23 protein-coding genes and 2 pseudogenes are annotated in these 21944 nt (G+C 68.1%); 16 read left to right on the plus strand and 9 right to left on the minus strand.

Annotation, left to right across the window (positions count from 1 at the left end):
- Positions 1-4: 4 nt before the first annotated feature.
- From GA0070621_RS04695 to GA0070621_RS04710, 4 genes are read right to left on the minus strand one after another with little or no spacing between them, the layout of a single operon-like run.
- Entirely contained in the window at positions 5-1492 is a 1488-nt protein-coding gene (locus tag GA0070621_RS04695) for an SCO6880 family protein (protein WP_091191874.1), read from the minus strand.
- On the minus strand, positions 1489-2949 hold the full coding sequence (locus tag GA0070621_RS04700) for a hypothetical protein (protein ID WP_091191875.1): 1461 nt from the start codon (positions 2947-2949) through the stop codon (positions 1489-1491). Before GA0070621_RS04700 ends, GA0070621_RS04695 begins: the two co-directional genes overlap by 4 nt.
- Complete coding sequence (locus GA0070621_RS04705) at positions 2946-3707, minus strand: hypothetical protein (RefSeq protein ID WP_091191877.1); 762 nt, start codon at positions 3705-3707, stop codon at positions 2946-2948. Before GA0070621_RS04705 ends, GA0070621_RS04700 begins: the two co-directional genes overlap by 4 nt.
- Positions 3708-3710: 3 nt before the next feature.
- On the minus strand, positions 3711-4007 hold the full coding sequence (locus GA0070621_RS04710; RefSeq protein ID WP_091191878.1) for a hypothetical protein: 297 nt from the start codon (positions 4005-4007) through the stop codon (positions 3711-3713).
- Positions 4008-4174: 167 nt separating this feature from the next.
- Here GA0070621_RS04710 and GA0070621_RS29360 point away from each other — a divergent pair, with 167 nt between their 5' ends.
- The 6 genes and pseudogenes from GA0070621_RS29360 to GA0070621_RS30660 form a co-directional block, all read left to right on the plus strand.
- Positions 4175-4759, plus strand: a complete 585-nt coding sequence (locus tag GA0070621_RS29360) for a hypothetical protein (protein ID WP_157739819.1) — start codon at positions 4175-4177, stop codon at positions 4757-4759.
- 38 nt (positions 4760-4797) lie between these two features.
- Positions 4798-5805 carry a C40 family peptidase gene (locus GA0070621_RS04720; protein ID WP_157739821.1) on the plus strand — a complete coding sequence of 336 codons (1008 nt, stop codon included), beginning with the start codon at positions 4798-4800 and terminating at the stop codon, positions 5803-5805.
- A 202-nt stretch (positions 5806-6007) separates the two neighbouring features.
- Positions 6008-6943 (plus strand): alpha/beta fold hydrolase, encoded by a 936-nt coding sequence (locus GA0070621_RS04725; protein WP_157739823.1) that lies wholly within the window; start codon positions 6008-6010, stop codon positions 6941-6943.
- 1 nt (position 6944) lies between these two features.
- A complete protein-coding gene (locus tag GA0070621_RS04730) occupies positions 6945-8186 on the plus strand; it encodes a hypothetical protein (protein WP_157739825.1) in 1242 nt (413 codons plus the stop codon).
- 124 nt (positions 8187-8310) lie between these two features.
- The gene (locus tag GA0070621_RS04735; protein ID WP_157739826.1) at positions 8311-9495 is read left to right on the plus strand and encodes a class I SAM-dependent methyltransferase; all 1185 of its coding nucleotides are present in this window, start codon (positions 8311-8313) and stop codon (positions 9493-9495) included.
- A gap of 416 nt (positions 9496-9911) precedes the next feature.
- Positions 9912-10045: pseudogene (locus GA0070621_RS30660) on the plus strand (IS701 family transposase); the annotation flags it as partial.
- Here the strand turns inward: GA0070621_RS30660 and GA0070621_RS31230 are convergent.
- From GA0070621_RS31230 to GA0070621_RS04760, 5 genes are read right to left on the minus strand one after another with little or no spacing between them, the layout of a single operon-like run.
- Positions 10043-10846 (minus strand): prepilin peptidase, encoded by an 804-nt coding sequence (locus tag GA0070621_RS31230; protein WP_091191889.1) that lies wholly within the window; start codon positions 10844-10846, stop codon positions 10043-10045. The pseudogene GA0070621_RS30660 and the gene GA0070621_RS31230 overlap by 3 nt on opposite strands.
- Complete coding sequence (locus tag GA0070621_RS04745) at positions 10843-11715, minus strand: oxygenase MpaB family protein (RefSeq protein WP_091191891.1); 873 nt, start codon at positions 11713-11715, stop codon at positions 10843-10845. The genes GA0070621_RS31230 and GA0070621_RS04745 overlap by 4 nt, the downstream gene beginning before the upstream one ends.
- Positions 11712-12941, minus strand: coding sequence for an MAB_1171c family putative transporter (locus GA0070621_RS04750; protein ID WP_091191893.1), 1230 nt, complete (start codon positions 12939-12941; stop codon positions 11712-11714). The genes GA0070621_RS04745 and GA0070621_RS04750 overlap by 4 nt, the downstream gene beginning before the upstream one ends.
- 5 nt (positions 12942-12946) lie before the next feature.
- Complete coding sequence (locus tag GA0070621_RS30665) at positions 12947-13519, minus strand: hypothetical protein (protein ID WP_167666589.1); 573 nt, start codon at positions 13517-13519, stop codon at positions 12947-12949.
- Between the two features lie 2 nt (positions 13520-13521).
- Complete coding sequence (locus GA0070621_RS04760) at positions 13522-14043, minus strand: hypothetical protein (protein ID WP_091191895.1); 522 nt, start codon at positions 14041-14043, stop codon at positions 13522-13524.
- 523 nt (positions 14044-14566) lie between these two features.
- Here GA0070621_RS04760 and GA0070621_RS04765 point away from each other — a divergent pair.
- The 10 genes and pseudogenes from GA0070621_RS04765 (at position 14567) to GA0070621_RS04810 (ending at position 21944) form a co-directional block, all read left to right on the plus strand.
- The gene (locus GA0070621_RS04765) at positions 14567-15157 is read left to right on the plus strand and encodes a hypothetical protein (protein WP_091191897.1); all 591 of its coding nucleotides are present in this window, start codon (positions 14567-14569) and stop codon (positions 15155-15157) included.
- On the plus strand, positions 15151-16035 hold the full coding sequence (locus GA0070621_RS04770; RefSeq protein ID WP_091191899.1) for a hypothetical protein: 885 nt from the start codon (positions 15151-15153) through the stop codon (positions 16033-16035). The genes GA0070621_RS04765 and GA0070621_RS04770 overlap by 7 nt, the downstream gene beginning before the upstream one ends.
- Positions 16032-16709, plus strand: a complete 678-nt coding sequence (locus tag GA0070621_RS04775; RefSeq protein ID WP_091191900.1) for an SAF domain-containing protein — start codon at positions 16032-16034, stop codon at positions 16707-16709. The genes GA0070621_RS04770 and GA0070621_RS04775 overlap by 4 nt, the downstream gene beginning before the upstream one ends.
- Position 16710: 1 nt before the next feature.
- Positions 16711-17520 carry a P-loop NTPase family protein gene (locus GA0070621_RS30320; protein WP_091191902.1) on the plus strand — a complete coding sequence of 270 codons (810 nt, stop codon included), beginning with the start codon at positions 16711-16713 and terminating at the stop codon, positions 17518-17520.
- Positions 17517-19042 (plus strand): annotated as a pseudogene (locus GA0070621_RS30670) (CpaF family protein). Before GA0070621_RS30320 ends, GA0070621_RS30670 begins: the two are co-directional and overlap by 4 nt.
- Positions 19039-19944 carry a type II secretion system F family protein gene (locus GA0070621_RS04790; RefSeq protein ID WP_091191906.1) on the plus strand — a complete coding sequence of 302 codons (906 nt, stop codon included), beginning with the start codon at positions 19039-19041 and terminating at the stop codon, positions 19942-19944. The pseudogene GA0070621_RS30670 and the gene GA0070621_RS04790 overlap by 4 nt, the downstream one beginning before the upstream one ends.
- Positions 19941-20798 carry a type II secretion system F family protein gene (locus GA0070621_RS04795; RefSeq protein WP_091191908.1) on the plus strand — a complete coding sequence of 286 codons (858 nt, stop codon included), beginning with the start codon at positions 19941-19943 and terminating at the stop codon, positions 20796-20798. Before GA0070621_RS04790 ends, GA0070621_RS04795 begins: the two co-directional genes overlap by 4 nt.
- 32 nt (positions 20799-20830) lie before the next feature.
- The gene (locus tag GA0070621_RS04800; RefSeq protein ID WP_091191910.1) at positions 20831-21031 is read left to right on the plus strand and encodes a hypothetical protein; all 201 of its coding nucleotides are present in this window, start codon (positions 20831-20833) and stop codon (positions 21029-21031) included.
- Between the two features lie 2 nt (positions 21032-21033).
- A complete protein-coding gene (locus GA0070621_RS04805; protein ID WP_091191911.1) occupies positions 21034-21456 on the plus strand; it encodes a TadE family protein in 423 nt (140 codons plus the stop codon).
- Positions 21453-21944 carry a TadE/TadG family type IV pilus assembly protein gene (locus tag GA0070621_RS04810; protein ID WP_091191913.1) on the plus strand — a complete coding sequence of 164 codons (492 nt, stop codon included), beginning with the start codon at positions 21453-21455 and terminating at the stop codon, positions 21942-21944. Before GA0070621_RS04805 ends, GA0070621_RS04810 begins: the two co-directional genes overlap by 4 nt.

Here is a 21944-nt window from a genome sequence, read left to right on the forward strand (position 1 = left end):
CGGCTCAGCGGGGCCAGTGGCGGGCCAGCTGCGGCGGGCAGACGCCGCAGGGCAGGGTGGTCGCGAAGCCAGCGGCCTGACTGGCGCGCAGCTGCCGCAGCCGGATCTTGGCCACGTCGGCGCGGGACTCGACGTCGGCGATGGCCCGGCCCAGGTCCTCGGCGGTGAGGACGGTGGTGGTGACGAACAGCGACATCAGGCCCACCCCGGCGCCGGTCGCTTCCTCTCGGGCGGTCTGCAGTGCTCGTTCTCGGTCGGCGTGGTCGCGGGCGGACTCGTCGCGTTTCTGCGCTCGGTTGTAGGCCGCGCGGAACGCGGCGGCGTTGACCTCGCTTTCGACGATCCGCGCGGCCTCCCCGGCGGGGAATGGCCGGTAGAGCAGCGACACCCGCTTCGGGTACGGGCCGGGGGCGAGTAGGCGGGCCAGGACGTCGGCGTGCACGTGCTGGCGCGGTGCCTCGTGCCAGGCCCACGACACCGACGTGCCGGAGTCGTGTACGTACCGGTCGAGGTGCTCCTCGGCCATGACCGGCCCGGCGGTTTCCCAGTCGACCCACCGGCTCAGGTCGAGGTCGGGGGTCGCGGCCAGCCGGGCCACGTCGCCCCGGCTGGCCGGGTCGAAGGCGGTGCGGACGATGGCCGAGATGTTGTCCGCGCTGGCCCGGCCGAGGACGGTCAGGCCGCAGCTGCCCAGCGAGTCCTGCAGGCCGGGCAGAGCCCGGCTGATCTCGTCTAGCGCCTCGTCGAGGTTCTTGGGCTTGCTGGGTGAGGCGCCGGGTTTGAAGGTCACCGACACCCGGGTCTCCACGTCGGCGGCGGCTGCGGGGGACACCTCCACCAGCCGTTGCAGCACCCGCCGCGCCGAGGCCGGCCCGTGGGGCACGATTCGCCGGCTGACGTGGTCGGCCAGCCGTGACCCGGGATCGGGTGCGGTGTCCACGGTGACCGTGACGTGGTCGACGATCGGCAGGTAGCCCAGGTTGGCCAGCCAGCCGCCCCAGTTGGCCACCCACGCCGCGCTGGCGTCCGGGTCGGCCAGCCAGGTCGAGGTGGCCGCGCACCGCAGCGTCACGGTCATGGTGCCGAGCCGCTGGTTGTAGACCACCCCGTAGCCGCCGCTGTCGTCATCGACGGTCAGCAGGGTGGTGGGCGCGAGCACGCCCGGCAGCTGCCAGGCGTGCTCGCCGGTCACCATCACGCCGGAGCGGTAGGAGGTGTAACCACGGCTGGTGCCGATCAGCCACCGCACCCGCTGCGCGATGCCCGCCGACAGGGGAACTCCGTCCCAGCGCACGACCAGCAGGGCCACGAGCAGCACACACGGTCCGGCGGACACGGCGAGCGCCTGTAGTCCCATCGACCCGGAGATGATCAGTACGGTGATCGCGGCGAGGACGACGAAGGTCTGCGCCGGTCCGAGGCCGAACAGTCCCATGCCGCGCGCTCGCCGCCAGCCACCGAAGGTGCGTACCTGTGCCTGGTCGCTGCTCACGACGGCGAGCTCCCCTCCTGCATCGCGGAGCTGGCGGTGTTCGCGCCGGCCTTCGCCGCCGTCACCCCGGCCTGGGCGACCAGCGCGGCACCGATGACCACGGGTGCCGCCGGCCCGGTCGCAGCCCCGGCGGCCGCCGTCCCGCCGCCGGCCGCAGCGCCGCCGACTCCAGCCCCACCGGCCGCCGCCCCGGCGGACCCGGTGGCTCCGGTGCCGGCCGGCACGGTGGTGGTCGGCGCTACGGGCCCCGCCGGGCCACCCGCGGTGGCGCTGCCGTTGGCGACCTTCGGGGCGTTGCCGGTAGCGCTTCCCGAGCCGCCCGTCGGGGGCGGCATCGTCGGGGTCGGCATCGCACCGGTCGGGCCGCTACCAGAGGAACCACCGCCGCTACCGGGTCCCTGGGAGTCCATGTAGCGGGCGTGGTCGCCGGCGCTGTGACCGCCGATCGCCCCGCGCACCGACGACGCCGCGTGCAGCCCGGCGGCCGCGCCGGCCCCGGCCATGCCCAAGCCCCCGCCGCCGGAGGCGACGCTGCCGGTGAAGATCGTGAAGAACTTCATCAGCGCCGGCAAAGCGATGATCGACAGGGCCAGCATGCCGAGGCCCATCAGCCAGTCCCGGCCGTTACCGCGCATCATCACGAACGAGGTGGCGTACACCGACACCGCCGCCGGCTTGTAGAGGGCGAGGGCCAGGGACCAGCCGAGGGTCTTCTGGAACATTTGGCTGGTGCCCCGGGTGACGGTTCCTGCAGCGGCCAGCTGCAGCAGCCCCGCCAGGACGATCACCGAGCCTTCGCGGAAGACCATCAGGATGGTCTGGACCACGGCGGCGAGGATGACGACGATGCCCACCAGGATCATCACGAAAGGTGCGATCGCGGCGCCGGGCAGCAGCAGCCCGCCGAGCGCCGCGCTCATCGTCTCGTTGGGTGGTTTGTTCGAGTCCTTGAAGATCGCCTCGTTGAGCAGCCACATGGAGTAGCTGTCACCGACCTTGAGGACCAGGTGGGTGCCGGCCACACCGACGCTGCCCCACAGCGCCGTGTTCCAGATACCGCGCACCGCCTGCAGCAGCGGTTCGCCCTTGCGAGTGATCACGATGGTGATGCCCTGCCCGATCAGGCCACAGACCAGCAGCAGAATCGTGACCGGCAGCATGAAGCCGCGCAGCTGCTGAGCCGGCCCGCCAGCGTCGTTGCACTGGGCGACCCAGTCCGAGGCCCACCGCCCCGGATCGGAGCCGGTGGTCGGGCACAGGCTGTTGGACGGGATGAGCGTCCAGCTGGTCAGCAGCCGGGCGACCCATTCGATGGCCTCCTTAACGGCGCTGGCCAGGCCGTCGAGGACCGTGTTGACCAGCGAGTCACGGACCGCCCCGGGGGCGTTGATGCCGTCGGCGATGACGCCGGCGCAGGTGGTAGGGACGAACGGATTACAGAACGGCACGAGGATCACCCGCCTGCGGTGAAGGGGAGAAACGTGGCGATGCCAGCGGCGGACGCTGCGGTGACGGCTTGGTCGAACGTGCCGCCGGTTGGTGCGAGTAACGCCCAGTCCGACCCGGTCCAGCGCAGATGTACCTCGGTGCTGACCATGACCGGGACCCCGGAGGCACCGGGGGCTTCTATCAGCAGGCACAGGGCCGCCTCGCCCTCGGTGTAGCTGAGAATCCGGTAGCCCCGCAGGGTGGCGTACAGGGTGCCGATGGGCTGCCCGTACGCCACTCCTGCCCGAAGGCGAAGCTCGTCGTACGCCTGCGCGACCTGGACCCGCAGCGCGGGCGCGTCCGGCCCAACTACCTGGGTACGCAACGCCGGTTCGAAGACTGCGGGTCCGACCTGCGGGTTGACGCGCACGACGATGTGGACGCTGGCGAGGACCGCACCGGCGCGGTCGTGTGCGAACCCACGAGCCAGGCCCTTCTCGGTGAGACAGGGGCCCGACTGGTCCGAAACGGGCACCGCTACTCCGGCGACATCGGACCAATCGAGGTCGTGGGGCAGGCCGGCGCTGGCGCCGCCGGCAGCGCCGGCGGCGGTGTCCGGACCAGCCGGTGCAGCCGGGCGACCCTGCGTGGTGACGGGTCGGGTCGGACCCGTACCGAACACGACCGCCACGGTCACGGCCCCCGCCACCGTCGCGGCGGCCAAACAAATGGCGAGGATACGGCGACGCGTGGTGCGCCGCGCTCGGGTGATGACGTCGTAGGTCATGACTCAGCCCGGCAGGACCGCGCCGACGACGACCGCCGCGACCGCGCCGCAGGTCAGTCCGGCCAGCACCCAGGGGATGCCCGCCGCGCCGTCGGCGGCGAACGCCGACCGGTTACGGCGCCCGACGGCCATCATGATCCCGCAGACGAGCAGGCCGCCGACGCCCGCGACGATGAGGATCCACTTCATCCAGCCGATGAACAGGTCCCCGGCGGCCTCCAGGCCGGGCGGTGCGGCCGGCGGGGGCGTGGGCGCGGCCACGAGTTCGATCGCGGCCCCGGCGAGGTAGTGAGCAAGCACAGCAGTCTCCTAAAGGTCACGATGCCCCGGTTGGGCGCATCTGCCAGGGACCTTGACGAGGCGGGGCTGACGGCAGCGTTGACGTTGGTGTAGCCGCTACCGCTACCGCTGCTACCAGCGGTAGCCGGCAGCGGTAACGGCCCTGGGAAGCCGCAACGGTCGTGGCCATGAACGCGCGACCTCAAGCAGCAGTCGCCCTGACGCTCTCGCTGGCCGTTGCCGGCTGTGCTGCCAGCGGCGAGACCGCACCGGCCACGCCGAGCACCACCAGGGCCACGTCCACCGCGGCGCCGGCCAGCATGGCTGCACCGGTACGGCCGCCAGCGCAGCCCGGGTTCGCCTACGCCGATCCCGAGGAGGTATGCCGCCGGTTCGTGGCAGCCCTGTACGGCGCCGATACCCGTAGCGATGCTGGGCCTGGCGACGCCTTCCGGCGGGCCGTCCGCTTCGCCAGCGGGACGTTGGCCGGGCAGAGCGCGGCCGCAGAGCGCGACGGCCGATGGCTGGCCTGGTCTGCCCACCGTGCCTACCTTGACGCGCTCGTGGAGCCTTTCGTCGACGCTCAGCTGCCGCCGGACACGGCGATCACTGCCCGGCGCGCGGTCCGCGTGACCGCCACCGCGATCGGCGAGGACGGGTGGCGGGGTTGGACCGAGCACAGCGTCGCCGACTGCGTCCTGCACCGTGGCGGCCCCGACGGGCCCGGGTGGCGGGTCACCGACTACGAGATCCGCCAGGCAGGGCTGCGGTGACTCGTCTGTGGCCCCTTCTGGTCGGGGGCATCGCCGTCGTGGTGCTCGCGCCGCTGGCGCTGGTAGTGCTCGTCGGCCTCGTAGTGCTCGGAGCCAACCCGGCGACGGCGTGCACCGTCAGCCCGCCCACCGCATCGGCCAGCTCCACGCCGGGGTGGAGCGGCCAGGGTCCGTGGAACGCCGAGCAGGTCGGCAACGCCGCAGTCATCGTGTCCGTCGGCGCCGAGATGGGAGTGCCCCGCTACGGCTGGGAGATAGCCGTGGCGACCGCGATGCAGGAGTCAACACTGCGCAATCTCGGCCACCTGGGCGTGGACAACGACCACGACTCCCTCGGGCTGTTCCAGCAGCGACCCAGCCAGGGCTGGGGCACCCCGGAGCAGATCCTCGACCCCCGCTACGCGTCCCGGAGGTTCTACGAGCACCTGGTCAAGGTCGACGGCTGGCAGAACATGCCGCTCACCCAGGTCGCGCAGGCCGTGCAGAGATCGGCGTACCCCAACGCTTACGCAAAGTGGCAACCCGAGGCGCAGCAACTCGTCGGGCTGATCGGTGACGGCTTGAACATCGTCTGCACCAGCGACGGCGGCGACGGACTCCCGCCTCTGGACGAGGCGGGCCTGCCCGACGGCTTCACCCTGCCCACGGACCCGCAGCTGCGGGCCGTCGTCTCCTTCGCACTCGCTCAACGGGGTAAGCCGTACGTGTGGGGCGCTGAGGGACCAGACAGTTACGACTGCTCGGGGTTGATGATGGCGGCGTGGGCCAACGGTGGCGTGAAGATCCCGAGGGTCACCGCCGACCAGGTTCACACCGGCGTCGCCGTCACTACTCTTGCGGCGATGCGGCCTGGAGACCTGATCTTCATACCCGGCTCTGACGGCACCACGTCGCGGCCCGGGCACGTCGGTATGTACATCGGCGCCGACCGTCGTGGCAGCCAGTACCTGATCCATGCGCCGAGGAGCGGTGATGTCGTCAAGGTCGTTCCCGTCACCACCTGGAGCCGGCAGGTCGCCGCGATCCGACGGCCAATGAGCCCCTGACCTTTCAAACCTCTGCAGCTGCGTCGGTCGGTGTCGGATTTAAGACTGCGGGTGGCTCAGGAACACCCTAGCCTGAGGCGACTTCATGATCCGTTCAGTCCAAGCAACTCCCGGTGCCGCAGGCAGAGCAATCGCCTAACCGGCGGTGCTAGATATTACGGTGCGTCACCGACGCGGCACCCTTCCCGGCACTATCAGTAACTTGGCGGACCGAATGACCTCGTGTGCGAGCGACACCTACAGCCCGAGAGAAGTGAACTCACGGCTTCAGGAGTTGGGTTTCCGGGAGCACCTGGCGCAGACGATCTATGGCACTGTCGCCTTTTTCGTTCGCCGCCAGAACGACGACGAGGCCGGCAGCCTCCTCCTACATGGTGTTGCATCCGACGCGACCACCTGGACTCCCATGCTGCAGTGTGCCGCTGAGTTGGGTGTTGACCTAGGCAACCTAGTGCTCGTGGATCTGCCCTGCTTCGGAAAGTCCGAGAATCGCCTCGATACCATGTGGATTCCTGAAGTCGGTGACATGCTCATCTCGGAGATGACCACTTTGGGTTTCCTAAGAGTAAGGCTCATCGGGCATTCTATGGGCGGGTTTCTCGCCCTTGATATGGCGGCGAGGTTCCATGAGCATGCGACTTCGGTCCACGTTGCTGCCGGATCCTACTTTGCAATTCTTAACACCATTAAGCGGCCCATTCGAAACATCTTCCGCAATCCAGGAACCGCGCTCCTCTGGAATAGCTACTGGTTGCTGTGTCTAATGGGCCGGACGGGCACCATGATGGTCAGGACCGCCGCAGCCGTCCTCGGCCCGCGCGTGGTGATTGCTCCCTTCGTTGCCAAGCCGACGAAGCTTCGTCGGCAGATAGCCGAGGTGATGCTGTCCCAGCTCAACCCGCGAGGAGTTGTGCTAACCGCGAGAAACGGCCCGGCGTATGATGCCGTCACGACATGGGGAAGCATCCGGGTTCCTCTCGTGGCGGTGTTCGGCCAAAAAGACCGGATGGTCACCCGATGGGACGCTGAGGAATTAAGCCAGGTGAATCCATCGGCCCGCATAGCATGGGTCGACGATGCCGGCCACATGCTAATTGTCGAACGGCCTGCAGCCGTCCTGCGTGCCTTGGGTCTTTAGCGTGACGACGCTAGCGCGCCGAGTCGTCACTGTCATCGATGCTATTCTCCCAACCAGAGGATCGAAGCGCGGCCTCGACAACGTCCGATTGGCTGCCTGGCCGTTGCTGGTCTTCGCACTAACGATGGCGTTAACCGCCGCTTTTGGGGTGGCTAGAGAAAGCGGCTGCCAGGGGTTCCGAGCGTTCCTGGGCTCCCTCCTGCTGCGCCAAGGTGAGCCCCCGAACTGCCGCAGCGTCGCTTTCCTGGTCGACATACCCACCGTCATCCTTTCGCTGACGGCGCCGTTCGCTGCCATCGCCTACCTGACTATCCTGCGCAGGTTGGAAAGTCTGGTCCCAGACCTTCAGCGCACCGGCCTGCTGCCCGATGACGCCGACACCGCCGCCAAGTATCAGGTCCTGCGGCAGTGGCTTCACCAGCTTCTGCCTAGGGGATGGAAGAGCTGTGTCCTGTTCGCCGTTTCGGCGATGATGACGGTCTGGCTCTACACGCGAAACCTTGAATCCGGCGGGATCTTCCAGGCTCTGGCCAGTCCGGCTGTCCCCGAGGAAATGCTCCGAGACCACTGGTGGGCCGATTATCGCCAACATCCCGTGTTGGCAGTGCACTGTATCTTGGTCGGCACCATCGGAGTGCACTACGCCCTGGCTAGCGCCTGGCTGTACGCCCTGGTAGGTCGGCACTTGCTGAGCCGATCGAGACGCAAGTCCCTGGCGTTCCGGGTGCGGTACGTCCCACGCTGGCGAGATAGGAGCTTCGGCTGGTCACCGGCGATCGCACTGATCATGCTCAGCTACGCCTCGACAATTAACTTCGCGATCTCGATGATCGCCGTCTTCGACATGTTGCAGACAGGCTCCTTCAACCGGACCGTTGCCGGGGCGTTCGCCACGCTCGGTGTCCTCACCGATCTCACCCTCGTGATCCTCACCCTGAACGACGTAGGCAAAGTGCATCAGGGCGTCCGTTCGTCCGTGCGGAAGTCTGTGGCGCGTGGGCTGGACAAAGCCGAGGCATCCCGCGAGCAGCGCACCCGCCAGCGCCGGCCGATCCGCAACGGACGCTCGCGATCCCACTCGGTAGCCACGAGGCGCGAGGTGAACATCATTCTGGCGGCGAGGGACCTCGATAGCTGGCCGGCCCTACCCATCAGCAACCTGCCGCTCGGCCTCCTCAAAGTAGCCCCGGGCGTCTACGCCATCATCCAGCTCACCCGCACACTCACCGGCGGATCGTCATGACGGGAGGACGAGTTTCTTGGAAGCGCTACGACGCGAAGACGTTATCACCCTGCACTCAGATTGGGCGCATTTGCGCGTTCGTCCGCTTAGCCCCGTTTTGCAGAGGCTCGTAATCAAGGCCTTCGTGGCTACACTCGACCGCTCTCGGCAGAGCCTCGTCTACGGGTCTGCCGGGCAGCGGCGCGAAGATCTGCCCAGCATTACCGTGACTGATCCCGGCGATTTCGCGGCCAGGTTACTACATGCCGGGACGCTAGGATTTGGGGAGGCTTTCATTGAAGGATCATGGCGGGGCGGCGACGGCACAGGGTCCCTAAGGGAAGAAACGGATGAGGTGGTCGACTGGCTGGCAGTGTATGCGGACAAACTGGCGGCCCGGGAACCGGCCGCATCCTTTGCCGGCCGACTAGGATGGCGTTGGCGATTGCCTAGAGCCGTGACCAATACGAAAGATGGATCACGGCGCAACGTTGCCTTGCACTACGATCTGCCTCCCGAATTTTTCCGCCTGTTCCTCGATCCCGGCCTCACCTATTCCTGTGCCGACTTCAGGCGGGCAAACAGCCTTGAAGCGGCTCAACTCCACAAGATTAACGGACTTTTAGACCTTGCGGAGGTGCGGTCAGGGTGTCGCCTTCTCGACGTGGGTTGCGGGTGGGGCAGTCTCCTAGCGGAGGCTGCGGCGCGAGGGGCAGAGAGCACCGGGATCACGGTGTCCCGCCGGCAGTACGAGTACTGTTTGAGCAGGTTCGGCGGCGCTACAGGGTTCGGTGCGGCTAGCGTCTTGCTAGAGGACTATCGCGACCATTCCGGAGAATATGACTCTATAACGTCGGTCGAGATGATCGAGGCGGTTGGCTCTGCATACTGGGTGGGTTTCTTCCGTAAACTCGGTTCCCTGTTGGCATCAGACGGCACAATCGCCCTTCAGGTAATTACCTTCCCCGACGGGCGGATGAAGCGGTCAATCGGCAATTACTCGTGGGTCGACCGGTATATTTTCCCGGGTGGGGAGCTGACCAGCATCGAGGAGATCGACCGGATCCTCCAGCGGCACACCGGACTGGAACTCACAGAAACCCGTCGCTTATCCTCGTCGTATGCTCGGACGCTTCGGGATTGGCGCCACCAGTTCTGCGCCCGACTGGAAGACGTTCAAAAGCTGGGCTTCGACGAACGGTTCATCCGGGTATGGGCGCTGTACTTGGCGTACTTCGAGGCAGGCTTCCGCGTACGGTACCTGGACGTGTGGCAGTGCCAACTCAGACCGAAGAGGCCCATCTCAACCTCGGGCTTGCAGCTTTATTGATCGCCGTCGACCATGGAGCCCGGCTTGGCATCATCCCGTTGGCCGGTCCGTCCAGGAAGCACGCCTCTATCGCTGCCATCCGACCACATGTCGCACTTCTTCCTGCGGAACTCCACCGGTGGAGTCAGTGATGCTTTCCGTCGTGATCATGCTAGTCGGTTGGTGCAGCAAGCCCGGAGATCGATAGGGGTGAGGCCCCCGGCAAGACGGCAATTGACCAAGATCCCCAACCGTGCCTCGCCGTGCTGCCTTACCAGGGCGAGCCCTGTCCAGCGGAGCCCTGAACCACCTGGCCGACCTCGTGGGTCAGCACCGCAACCAAGATCGGTCCGCCTAGCCGCTGGTCAGCTCCGGCCGGCAGGAGCTTCTCGCCCTGGCGCATCCTGCACGACGGCGATACCTACACCCAGCCAAGCCGCAAGAACTGCTGGCATCTCGCCGACGCGTCGGCGACGCCACCCGCACGGGCATGCAGCACCTGCTCCACCGCGCGAAGTGGGACGGCGACGCGACCCGCGACGACGTGCGCGATTACGTGGTCGGCCAGCTATGCCGACGGTGCCTGCGCCAATAGCGCGAACATCAGGAGCGCCCCAGCGATGAGGAACGGCCCCATCGGGATCTGTGTTTGGGGATGTGCCCGCCTGCTTGCCAAGAGGACCACTCCCGCCAAACCCGAGCCCAAGAAACCCAAGAGCACGCCTCCCAACGCGCTGCCCCAGCCCCACCAGCCCAGCAGGGCGGTCAACGAGAAAAGCAGCTTGGTGTCGCCGAGGCCCATACCGCGACTGCCCAGAACCAGTCCGAGGCTCAGGAACACCAGGGCGCTGACGATCGCGCAGATCGCCGCACTGAGCAGCCGGTCCCACGACCCGCTGGCAGCCGCGTCGACCGTGAGCAGGACGAGCACACCAGCAGCAGCCGGGAGGGTCAGCACGTCAGGTAGGCGGTGCACCTGAGCGTCGATGAACGCGAGCGGCACGGCACATCCGGCCCACCACAGGCCAGCCAGCATCACCGGGATCGTTGGAGCGGCGAGTACGACTATGACCACCGCTACCGCGACGCAGAGCTCCAGCAGGTACGGAACGGCACCAACTCGATGCCGATACCGGCCACATCGACCGCCCGGCAGCAGCGCGGTCCAGCCAGGGCCGGTCGGACTTACCTCAACCCCGCAGCGACCGCAGGTACGCCGGCTGGCCTGGCCCGCCGGTACGGTCAGTCGAACGACCAGCCAACGCAACGGTGGCGTTACAGCGAGGATGAGCAGGAGCGACCCAATCCGGGCCGGCGCACGAGGTTCGCTGCCCGGGCGCGCCGTTGACAGCAGTTCCTGCGGGGCGCTCATGCCCTGCTTCGGTTGCTCAGGGGATCCTGCTGCGGGCCGAGCTGGCTAATCTCGTACCCGTCGGGGTAGGTCTTGGTCTTGATCCCGTCAGCGAACAACGCTGTCGTCCGCGGCCTGCCGAACCAGCGCTGCAGCTGGGAACGCACCTTCAGCGCGAGGTGCAGACCAGCCCTGACGGGCCAGGCGGGCGGAGCGACCTGCATCGCGGCTCGCAGCCGTTCGTCGTACATGGCGCTGACCAGCGCGTTGCCCAGCGGTGTGAGCGGCCCTGGGATGCGGGTGAGCATCAGCATGCGGGTGGCCCGTTCGATGGCCGCCGCGTCGTCGTTCGGCTTCAGGTGAGCAGCGTCGTGGGCATCGAACCAGGTCTCGAACGCCCCGTAGGAGCCGGGGATGTCGGTGATGCCCATCCGGCGACCGAGCTCCCGGTAGAAGAGGTAGGTGGCCTGCCGCTCGTGGCAGCATGGGCGGCGCCAGCCGTAGCGCTGCAGCCACCGGGTCGGGATCACCACCAGGCAGCCGAGGACGTAGAGGTAGTCGTCGTTGCTGATGTCGTACGGGCGGTGGATTTGGTTGACGCGTCGTAGCGCGTCGCGGCCTCGCGGCTGCTCGAATCCGTTCAGCACCATTTCGTACATCAGGAGACCCGTGTCGTCGATCCGCTTCTGGGTGCGCTCGGTCAGTTCGCCGGTGGCGGTGTGCACCGCGGCGATTGACGGGACCGAGAACGACCGGTTGAAGGCGAGGTTGAGCCCGAGTTTCATGTCCCATGGGAACTCGTATCGCAGCATCGTCTGGTAAACGGCCAGGTACTCGCGCTCCGGGTCGAGGGCGCGGATGCGAGCGAGGTTGGCGTAGCGAGCCTTCATCGTCGGGCGTCTCCGAGCGGGATCTGCGAGGCGGGGAGGTGTCGGGACGCGGTGAGCGTCCGGGCCACCACGGGTGATTGGGCGTAGGCGCCGGAGACGAGCGCCAGCCAGGACACCTCGCCGGCGTAGCCGCCGGAGGGACGATGCAGCTCGTCTGCGGGCTGGGGGAGTTCGACGGCACGGCCGGCGCGATGGGCACGCAGAGCGCAGGCCAGGTGGGCCGCCTCAACCGCGGCTCGCTGCTCCTCTGCGGTCAGCTCAGCCTGCTCGGCGAACTGCTCGGCCAGCTCGGTCACCCTGGCATCCATGTACGGGCGCAGGGCGAGTCGCGCGTCCCGGATCTCGGCGACGCGGCGGGTCAGGGCGTAGTCGATGTCCCGCACGGCCGTGAGGTGTCGGCGCAGGCTCACATCGAGTTCGAGCTCCGGCAGCGCGGTGATGAGGTCCCGCCAGAGCGGTTCCAGCCGCCGGTAGCAGCGGAAGTCGTCCCAGCGTCGTGTGATCGTGAGGATCGGACCCCACGCCGGCATGGTGAGGCCGACCATCATGAGCAGCGCGCTGATGGTCACCAGGACCGAGGCGATCTCTCGTTCGCCCGTCGGCCGGTGGCCGCTCCAGTAGGCGATCAGGTACACGATCTTGTTGATGCTGTAGAGCAGGGCGCAGGCGGCGCCGACGGCCGTGACGCGAAGGCCTCGGCGTAGCCAGGGGCGTCCGCAGATCCGGGCGAAGCGCCAGCACAGCCGGGAGATGTCGATGCAGTAAGCGAAGAAGCCGAGCGCAATGAAGACCAGCAGGTACGCGGTCACCGCGGGGTCAGTGGCGTACTCGACCGTGAGGAGCACCGGGGTGTCGTAGGTGAGCGTGTAGGCGAACAGCCCGACCATGGCGAGGAAGGCGCAGCTTGTGACCAGTATCCAGCGTCGGGTCCGGGCGGCGGCCTTCCGCCGTGGAAGCGTCAGGTGGAGCAGCATGCTCTCGGCACTCGCGGCGATCGTCATCGCGCAGGCATGGGAGAAGAGCTTGGCCAGGTTGGGCAGACCGGATGCACGGTCGATCGCGGTCGCGAGGGGTGGAACGGCGAGCGTGATCCCGACGGCGAAGGCTGCGATGGCCACGCAGATGGCGCCGCGCGCGTGGCTGGGATGCCGGCGCTGGAGCCGCAGCATGTACCCGAATGCGGTCCAGCCGGCGAGGGCGCAGATGGCGTACAGGGCGGTATCCATCGGCGCTACCAGTCGGGGTGTTCCAGCGAGCGCCGCAACCGGTCGTACAGCTCGGCATGCCGGCTATCCAGCGGTGAGTCGTCCTGTTCGCTGCCGCCGCTGTGCGCCCGCCGAAGAAGTAGCGAACCGATCATCTCGGCCTCACGCTCCTCAGCAGCGGCATAGTTGCTGCGACCGAGGCTGCGTTGGACCAACTCCGGGTCGAGGTCTGGCAGCAGCAACCGCGAGGCGTCCGGATCCAGGATCTCGGTCGTCCGATGACCGGCGATCAGGTGCCCAAGCTCGTGTCCGATGATCAGCATCTGATGCAGCGGCGAGGTGTCCTGCTCGAAGAAGATGGCGTCGAAGTCGCCGGTCGGTACGAACATCCCGCACACCGTGTGTGCCGGCAGGCTGATCGGGACCAGGTGAATGGGGCGGCCGCGCCGTTCGCCGAGAATCTGGCACAGCATCCGGATGTCGGACCGTTCCGGCACCTCCAGCTCGGCGAGCAGCCTCTCGCAGCGCTTGCGTAGTCGGTTCAACGTCACGTCAGCGTTCTCCCGCTCATTGGCGTGCTGCCACCGAAGGAACAGCACCGCTACCTGCGTTCGTCAGGCTCGTCGCTGGCACTGTTGGCGTCTGAACCCTCGGCCACGGCGCGCAAGCGGGCCACCATCTGCTCGATCAGCTGAGTGTCCGTGGCAGACAGTCCACTGTCGGCCAGCACCTGGCGTAGTGCCACCTGCTTGACGTCCATCCGGCGGAGCTCGTTGAGCAGCCCGATCTGGTCTTGGATTCGTCGCGCGGCCGCTTCGTCGACGAAGTAGCCCGAGTTGACGCCGAACGCGGCGGCCAAGGCGCGTACGTGCGACATCCGGGGGTCGCTGGCCACACCCCGGCGTAGCTCTCCGATGTAGGCCGCGCTGATGGTGACACCGGTGTCGCTCGCCGCTGCGTTGATCTTGTCGGCGATCTCTTTATTGGTGTACCGGCGTCCGGGTTCGTCGGAGTCGCTGAGCTCCTCCGGCGTGGGGCGAATCTTGTCGAACAGGTACTCCAGCCTGGCGGCCAGCGTGTCGAGGGGCGGCAACTCGAGCTCAACCTGCTGATCTTCGACCATGATTCTTCACCCTCCAGCGACCTAAACAACAGTGTCGCATCTACAAGCGTACGCGAAACAGATGTTGACACGTGCACCGAGCGTGAGCGTATGATCGCCACTGCGTTGGGCAACGCCTGTTGAGCGAAGGCGGCATCCGCTCAACGTCCGTGTTTCGGGGGCCGACAGTTGGCCCACGGATCCGAACGGGGGTACGGCCGGTGGGAGGGGCAACTCCACAAAGGATGAAACGGGGGATCCAACTCCCAGCACCCGCTGGCCCTCGCGGCGGGCGGGCAACCGGGAGCGGCACCCCGGCCCGGACGCCGTCGACCGGAGGGGGCGCTGGGCCGCACAGTAGGGACACCTTCGGGCGGTCCAGCACCCAGCGGGCTCCAGCCATCTGGCATAGGCACGTCCGCCGGCGAGCGGCCAGTGGCGTCCGTAGGTCGGCGAAGCGACCACAACGCACCGGGGCTGAGCGCCCGACCAGGCATCGCCAGCGGCAGGTGAAGGCCATGCCAGCCATCAGAGGAGATACGCCTTGATTGCGATCACCAGCAAGGCCGTGAACCCGAGAGCCCGGTGGCTCGCCGCTGGGCTCACCGGCACCGTGCTCGCCGGGATGACGGGGTGCGGCGACGAAAAGCCTGCCATCACGCCGAGCTCGAGCCCCCCAGCGGCGTCGGCATCGCCACAACCGACGGCCGACGCCGAAAATGCCGAAGCCGAGGCGGCAGCGTTGACCGCCTATCAGAACTACGTCCGGAGCTACGTCGCCGCCTCGAACAAGGGTGACTACAACGCGAAACTCGACAGGTTCGTGGCGGACCCGGCGCTGTTGACGGTGCGCCAGGACCTGCTGATCAAGTTTCAGCAGGGGCTCGTCACCACCGGGGAGCCGGTCTCGGCGCCCGCCGTGAGCAGGGTCGACACCACCTGGCGTCCTTTCACCGCCGAGATCGAGGACTGCTTCGACACCAGCGGGTGGGATGTGGTCTCCAAGAAGACCGGCAAGTCGGCGCGTACGAAGGGCCAGGCAACGAGGTACGTGGTGATCGCCCAGGCTGAGCTGTTCGGCGACGGCCAGTGGCGAATCCGTGAGGTCAACGCGCAGCGGGAGAGGTCATGCTGAGGCGTACCCCGCTCGCCGCCGCAGTCCTGATTCTGGTGGCCAGCATGGGTGCCCTGCTCGCACCCGACCCCGCGTACGCCGACTATGAGCACTGCGATGCGCTGGGCAACTGCTACTGGGTGGTGGAGCAACCGGGCACCGGCGGCGGCGGAAACAACGGCGGAGGCAACAACGGCGGCGGTGCGGGTAAAGGGTGCAGCTACGAAGGTCAGCCCGTGCCGTGCGTGGTCGACGAACTCGGGGTCTGGGACGGCTCCTGCTACGTCAAGCGCGTCCCACCGCCGCCGGGCGGCCGGACCGACGGCTACTGGAGCATCCGTACGTGCGTCTACGGCGACATCGCCTCGCAGAGCCCGGCTACCTGGTCGCCAGACCCGCCCGCCGGGATCCTGCCCTCGTACCAGGAACTTGCCCAACGAGCCATCGCCGAGATGAAGCTCGACGGGCCGAACATCGGGATTGCTCCGCGGACGAACGGCTCCGGGTTGGTCGGACTGCCGATCTGGCTCTGGAACAACGTCAGTCCCACCACCTGGGGGCCCATCACCCGGACCGCGACGGTGCCAGGTCGGTCGGTCACCGCTACCGCCCGGGCGCAAAAGGTTGTCTGGAGCATGGGGGACGGCAACTCCGTCACCTGTACCAAGCCCGGCACGCCGTACCAGCCGTCCTTCGGCAACCGGAAGTCACCGGACTGCGGATACGACGGCTACTCGCGGCCAAGCAGCACCCGACCCGAAGGTCGGTACACCGTCACGGCGACCACCTCGTGGCTGATCACGTGGAGCGGGGGAGGCGGGAACAGCGGCTCACAGTCCATCGACCTTTCCTCCACGACCACGCTCGACATCGGCGAACTGCAGGTGATCACGTCATGACCAGCTCCCCGACCACCTCCTCCCGGGCCACCCCAACGGTTGCCGCGCCGTACGCCGTGCCCCGAGTCGCTCCGCAACGACGCTGGCGCCCGGCCCTCGTCTGGCTCGCGGTGGCGCTCGTCGCAGCCGGTGGGCTGATCGCCGGGGGCGTGCTGCGCAAGGTCGGCACCACAGCCGAGTATCTGGCGGTGGCCACCCGGGTGGAGGTCGGCTCCACGATCGGTCGCTCTGACCTTCGCACCGTGCGCATCACGGTGGACCCGGCCCTCAAGCCCATCCCGAGCAGCGCCGCCGACGCCGTCATCGGCAAGTTCGCCGCGGTCGCGCTGGTGCCCGGTACCCTGCTGACTCAGGCGCAGCTCGCCGACACCGCAGTGCCGGGACCCGGTAGGCAGTTGGTCGGCATAAGCCTTTCGCAGGAGCGTATGCCTGCTGAGCGGATCAAGCCTGGTGGCGAGGTCCTCCTCGTCGTGACCACCGACGACGGCCCGGTCGCGAATCAGCAGGCCACGACCGCACCGATCAGCATCAAGGCCACCGTCATCGACGTGCGGGACGGCGTGAAGGAGGGGACGACACTCCTCAACGTCGCCGTCGTCGAACGCGACGGGCCACTCGTGGCCGCACGCGCCGCTGCCGGTCGGATCGTCGTTGCCCTGACCTCGGGGAGCTGACGTGGCACTCATCGCGATGGTCTCGGCCAAGGGCTCGCCTGGCGTCACCACCACCGCATTGGCCTGCACCCTGTCCTGGGGCGGACGCACGGTGCTGGCCGAGTGCGATCCCGCAGGTGGCAGCATCCTGAGCGGATACCTCTCGAGCCTGGACATTCCACCGATCGGCTTGCTGCCACTGGCGGCGGCTGCCCTGCGCGACCAGCTCGGCGACGTCTTTCCCCGCCAGTTGGTCGATCTCGACGCCGGTCATCCGGGCCGACGGATCCTGCTGCCCGGCATCAATGACCCCGTACAGGCGGGGACCATCCGCCCGACCTGGGAGCCGCTTGCCGCGTTCTTCAGCGACCTGGAGCGCGGCGAGGACGGTTACGACGTCATCGCAGACTGCGGCCGGTTGACCACCAGCGCGCCGCCGTGGCCGCTGCTGTTCCGCGCGGACCTGGTACTCCTCGTCGTACGGACGGCGATCCTGCGAACCATCGCCCCGGCTGTGGCCGCGGCCGAGCTCCTCCGCCGGGAACTCACCCAGCACGGACAGGGGCGCGACGGGGTCGCCCTGGCCCTGATTGGCGACGGCCCATACGGCCGACGAGACATCGAACAGCGGTTACAGCTCCCAACCTTGATGGAGCTGCCCGACGACCGGCGCACCGCCGAGGTACTCAGCGACGGTGACGGCCGGCTTCGCGGCAGCCAGCAGTTGTTACGTGCCGCCGCCAGCGCTGAACCAGCCGTCCGGGAGGCGATCGCACGCCGGCGAGCGCATCTCTTGCCCACGTCGTCGACCGGGAGCAGCCATGCTCGATAAGCGCGGACCCAGCGGCCCGACCTGGCCGGCAGCGGCCGACCGGATCGCCGCGAACGGCCACCGCTGGCCAACCAACGGCAACGCAGCCGCGGCCGTACCTGATCCTGGCCCGTCACCCACCGCTGATCAGGCGGCGGTGAAGCCGGTCAGCATCGACTACGCGGCGGTGCGGCTGCTGCGCGCCCGGGTCAGCGCCGAGCTGACCGCCGCACTGCGAGAGACACCCAACGTCTCTCCCGGACACCGTCAAGCGGAAGCGGAACGCATCGCCGCGCGGCTGGTACGCGACCACGTCGACACCCTGCACCAAGCCGGGCAGCCGATCTCACAGGCGGAAGAGGACGCCCTGCTCGACGCCGTCGCCGCCGACATGTTCGGCCTGGGGCGTCTGCAACAGCTCCTGGAACGCAAGGACATCGTCAACATCCACATCCTCGGCTGCGACAACGTGCGAATCGAGCACACCGACGGGCGGATCACGGTGGGCGAACCGGTTGCCGACAGCGACAAGGAACTGGTCGACATGTTCCAGGTCCTCGCGATGCGCGCCGGGGCGACCGAACGCTCGCTGTCGTCGACGAAGCCCTGGCTGGACATGCAGCTGCCCGACGGAAGCCGCCTCACCGTACTCATGCAGGTGTCGGTGCGACCCTACGCCGCCATCCGCCGGCACACCCTCATGGACGTCAGCCTCGAGGGCCTGCGCGACCGGTACGGCGCCATGGACGAGCTGATCTGCCAGTTCCTCAAGGCGGCCATGGCCGCCGGCCTCAACATCATGGTCGCTGGCCTCGCCGACGCCGGAAAGACCACCCTGCTACGCGGGCTGGCTCGCGAGATCCCTGCCGGGGAGCAGTTCGTCACCCTCGAGGAATCGCGCGAGCTCGGCCTGCACACCACCGGCCGGCACCGCTGGGCGATGAGCCTCGAATCCCGGGAAGGCCACGGCTCACGCGGTGCCGATGGCCGACCGGCCGGCGAGGTCACGATCATGGACATGATCCCGCTGACCCTGCGGATGTCAGTCCAGCGGATCATCGTCGGCGAGGTCCGGTCCCGGGAGATCGTGCCGATGCTGCAGGCCATGGCCACCAGCAAGGGATCGCTCTGCACCATCCACGCTCGCAATCCCCGAGCTGTCATGGACCGCGTCATCGAGCTCGCCCTGCAGCACGGTCCCGAGATGACCGCGGAACTGGCACGACGGATGGCTGCCGGCGCCATCGACCTCATCGTGTACGTCAGCGTCGAGGACGAGACCAAGCTCGGCGGCCGCAAGCACCGCTACGTCTCAGAGATCGTCGAGGTCGGCGGGATGAGCGGCGACCAGCTCGTCACCACGCAGATCTTCGGACCGGGGCCGGACGGGCGAGCCGTGCCGCGACACCTCCCCGAACGGCTGCTCGAATCCTTCCTACGGGTCGACTACGACCCTCGCCAGCTCACCGGCTACATCCAGCAGGGCGAGCACAACCGAGGCGCCTGGACCACTCGCCTCGACACATTGACGAGGCGGCCATGAGCCTGCTCGACCTCGCCGCTGTGTTGGCGGGCCTGCTCGCCGTCGCCGGGGCGATCGTCGGTGTGCTCGGCGTCGTGGGAACCACCCGCCCGCCCCGTCCGCCGTCGGCTTTGCAGCAGCGTGCCCGCCGCTGGTGGGTTGGGCCCGGGCGAACGCGGCGTGAGCAACGCAGCCACCAGCTCAAGGTGATCACTGCGGTCGTTGCTGGCGCACTGACCTGGCTCCTGACCGGCTGGCCCGCCGCCGGGGCCATCATCGGCATCGCCGTTCCGGGCATACCCTGGCTGTTCGCCGCCGGTCGCGCTGAGAAGCAGGCGATCGCTCGGCTGGAGGCCGTTGAGGCCTGGACCCGCCGGTTGGCGGACATCGTCGCCCGAGGGATCGGCCTTCAGCAGGCGGTCGTGGCGACTGCGGCGACCGCGCCGCAACTCATCGAACAGGAGATCCGTGACCTGGCGGCGCGGCTGCAGGCCGGCGGTGACCCAACCGCCGCCCTGCAGCAGCTGGCCGACGACCTCAACGACTACACCGCCGACCAGGTCATCGCACCGCTCATGCTCCACGTCGCCGATCGCGGTGAGGGCCTGCACGAGGTGCTGACCGGCATCAGCCGGTCCATTGCCGCCGAGATCGAGATGCGCTCAACGGTCGACGCCAAGCGTGAAGGCCCCCGCTTCGCGGTGCGGTTCCTGACCGGCATGACCATCATGCTCCTGGCCTACGGGGTGATCAATCCGCACTACCTGCAGCCCTACGGCAGCGTGCTGGGGCAACTCGTCCTGCTCTTCCTCGCCGGCCTGTACGTCGTGCTCATGGCCTCGGTACGCAAACTCAGCCTCCCGCCGAAGCGGGAACGCCTACTGCCGCCGGCCGACAGGCAGACCGTGGGAGCGCCAGCATGAACAACGGTCACCTCACCGCCATGGTCATCGCCGGCGCGTTGACGGGGTTCGGGCTGTTCCTGCTGGTCGTACAGCTGATCCCCGCACCGCCGGCGCTCGGGCCCGCGCTTCGCCGGCTACATCCGATGAGCACCCCGAGCAGCACCCCGGCCGGCATCAGCTGGCTCCGGCGCCGATTTTCGGTACCGCACGCGGACCTGCGGCTCCTCAACCGCAGCACCGACCAGTACCTCCTCACCCTTGGGCTGTCCGCCCTGTTCTGCCTGGTCCTGCCCGCTCTGATCACCATCGCCGTCGCGGTGCTGGCCCTGCCGATACCCGTGTTCATTCCCGCCGGTGGCACGGTCGCCGCCGCGCTGGCCGGCGCGGCGTTGGCACACCGGGAGGTCGTCGTCAAGGCCACCGCCGCCCGGGCGGAATTCACCCGAGCCATGTGCACCTACCTCGACCTCGCCGCCCACCAGGTCCTCGGTGGTCACGGCCCGGTCGAGTCGCTGGACCGAGCGGCCAGCGTCTGCCAGGGCTGGGTATTCGACCGAATCCGGGAAGCCCTGCTCAGCGCACAGCTCCAGCTGCGGCCGCCATGGGACGAACTGAAGGTCCTCGCTCGCGACATCGAGGTCGTCGAGCTGGGCGACCTGGCGGACATCATGCGCACGGCCGGCAACGAGGGCGCCAACGTCCACCAGACGCTGCGCGCTCGCGCCGACTCGATGCGGGACCGGATCCGTACCGAGGCACTCGCCCAAGCCGAGCTACGCACCAACAAGCTCGACATCCCCGCCGCGGCGCTGATCCTCGTACTCCTCGTCCTCATCGGCTACCCGTTCATGGCCCGACTGTTCGTCCGCTGAAGCGGCACAACCCACTCACGGAGGGAACCGCCATGCACACCATCCACGCACTCGTCGCCCACCTGGCAGCCCGCTGGCAGAACCTGACCACGCCGGCTGAGGCCGAGCGAGGCGACAGCCCGGTCGGCACCGCCGTCATCACCGCGATCCTCGTCGCCGGTGCCGTCGTCGTCGCCGGGGCGATCGTCGCCGTCGCCAACGGCTGGGTCGCGCTCATCCCCACCCAGCCGTGACCATGAGAGCGCCCCTCATCCGCCCACGCCCGGCCGGGCGCGGGCGGATCAACCCCTGCTGCCGCGACCGTGGCAGCTCGCCGGTGGAGTTCGCCATCATCGCGCTGCCGATGCTCCTGCTGACCTTCGCCGTCGTCCAGACCGGGTTGGTCTTCTTCGCCCAGTCCATCGCGCTGGCAGCCGCCACCCAGGGCGTCAACGGCGCCCGTGGCTACCAGTCCACAGCCGCAGCCGGCGAGAGTCGAGCCCTCAACTTCCTGTCCACCGCCGGAGCCGGCCTGGAGAACCGGCAGGTCGTCGTCACTCGTACGGCAACGGAGGTACGAGTCACCGTCACCGGCCGGGCGATCACCGTGCTTCCCGGCTTCAATTGGACGATCAGCAGATCCGCGCATGGCCCGGTAGAACGGCCGACCGCACCATGAGGAGGCGATGGAACCGCCGGGAACGCGGGTCGGCATCCATCGAGATGGCAGTCGTCGCGCCCGCCATCCTGGCGTTGTTCGCCAGCGCTGTCATCGCGGGCCGGGTCAACCTCGCCCGTCAGGCTCTGGAAGCGGCGGCCTACGACGCTGCACGCACCGCTTCCTTGGCACGCACCTCAAGAGAGGCGAACGCCCAGGCGCAGGCGGCCGCCCGCGCCACGCTCGAGGCCCAGGGACTGAGCTGCACCAGCTTGAACGTCACGGTCTCCACCGCAGGCTTCGACGTCCCCGTCGGGCAACCCGCCACCGTCACCGCCACCCTGAGGTGCCGTGCGACCTTCTCCGACGTCGCACTGCCCGGCATGCCTGGCACGGTGCCGATCAGCGCATCCTTCACCAGCCCGCTGGACACATATCGGGGAAGAGCTCTCGGGTTCGGGATTACTGAAGCAGGTTCTGCGGCGAACCCGAGTGTGGGTGGCGTGTGA

Origin of the sequence: Micromonospora narathiwatensis, assembly GCF_900089605.1 — a bacterium.
Lineage (GTDB): Bacteria > Actinomycetota > Actinomycetes > Mycobacteriales > Micromonosporaceae > Micromonospora > Micromonospora narathiwatensis.

Bases quoted from the DNA above. Each gene is read 5' to 3' on its own strand.
- GA0070621_RS04775 (WP_091191900.1), top strand. From the start codon at position 16,032: ATGACCAGCTCCCCGACCACCTCCTCCCGGGCCACCCCAACGGTTGCC.
- GA0070621_RS04750 (WP_091191893.1), bottom strand. From the start codon at position 12,941: ATGGATACCGCCCTGTACGCCATCTGCGCCCTCGCCGGCTGGACCGCA.
- GA0070621_RS04795 (WP_091191908.1), top strand. From the start codon at position 19,941: ATGAACAACGGTCACCTCACCGCCATGGTCATCGCCGGCGCGTTGACG.
- GA0070621_RS04770 (WP_091191899.1), top strand. From the start codon at position 15,151: ATGCTGAGGCGTACCCCGCTCGCCGCCGCAGTCCTGATTCTGGTGGCC.
- GA0070621_RS04805 (WP_091191911.1), top strand. From the start codon at position 21,034: ATGAGAGCGCCCCTCATCCGCCCACGCCCGGCCGGGCGCGGGCGGATC.
- GA0070621_RS04705 (WP_091191877.1), bottom strand. From the start codon at position 3,707: ATGACCTACGACGTCATCACCCGAGCGCGGCGCACCACGCGTCGCCGT.
- GA0070621_RS04810 (WP_091191913.1), top strand. From the start codon at position 21,453: ATGAGGAGGCGATGGAACCGCCGGGAACGCGGGTCGGCATCCATCGAG.
- GA0070621_RS04790 (WP_091191906.1), top strand. From the start codon at position 19,039: ATGAGCCTGCTCGACCTCGCCGCTGTGTTGGCGGGCCTGCTCGCCGTC.
- GA0070621_RS31230 (WP_091191889.1), bottom strand. From the start codon at position 10,846: ATGAGCGCCCCGCAGGAACTGCTGTCAACGGCGCGCCCGGGCAGCGAA.
- GA0070621_RS29360 (WP_157739819.1), top strand. From the start codon at position 4,175: ATGAACGCGCGACCTCAAGCAGCAGTCGCCCTGACGCTCTCGCTGGCC.
- GA0070621_RS04800 (WP_091191910.1), top strand. From the start codon at position 20,831: ATGCACACCATCCACGCACTCGTCGCCCACCTGGCAGCCCGCTGGCAG.
- GA0070621_RS04745 (WP_091191891.1), bottom strand. From the start codon at position 11,715: ATGAAGGCTCGCTACGCCAACCTCGCTCGCATCCGCGCCCTCGACCCG.
- GA0070621_RS04760 (WP_091191895.1), bottom strand. From the start codon at position 14,043: ATGGTCGAAGATCAGCAGGTTGAGCTCGAGTTGCCGCCCCTCGACACG.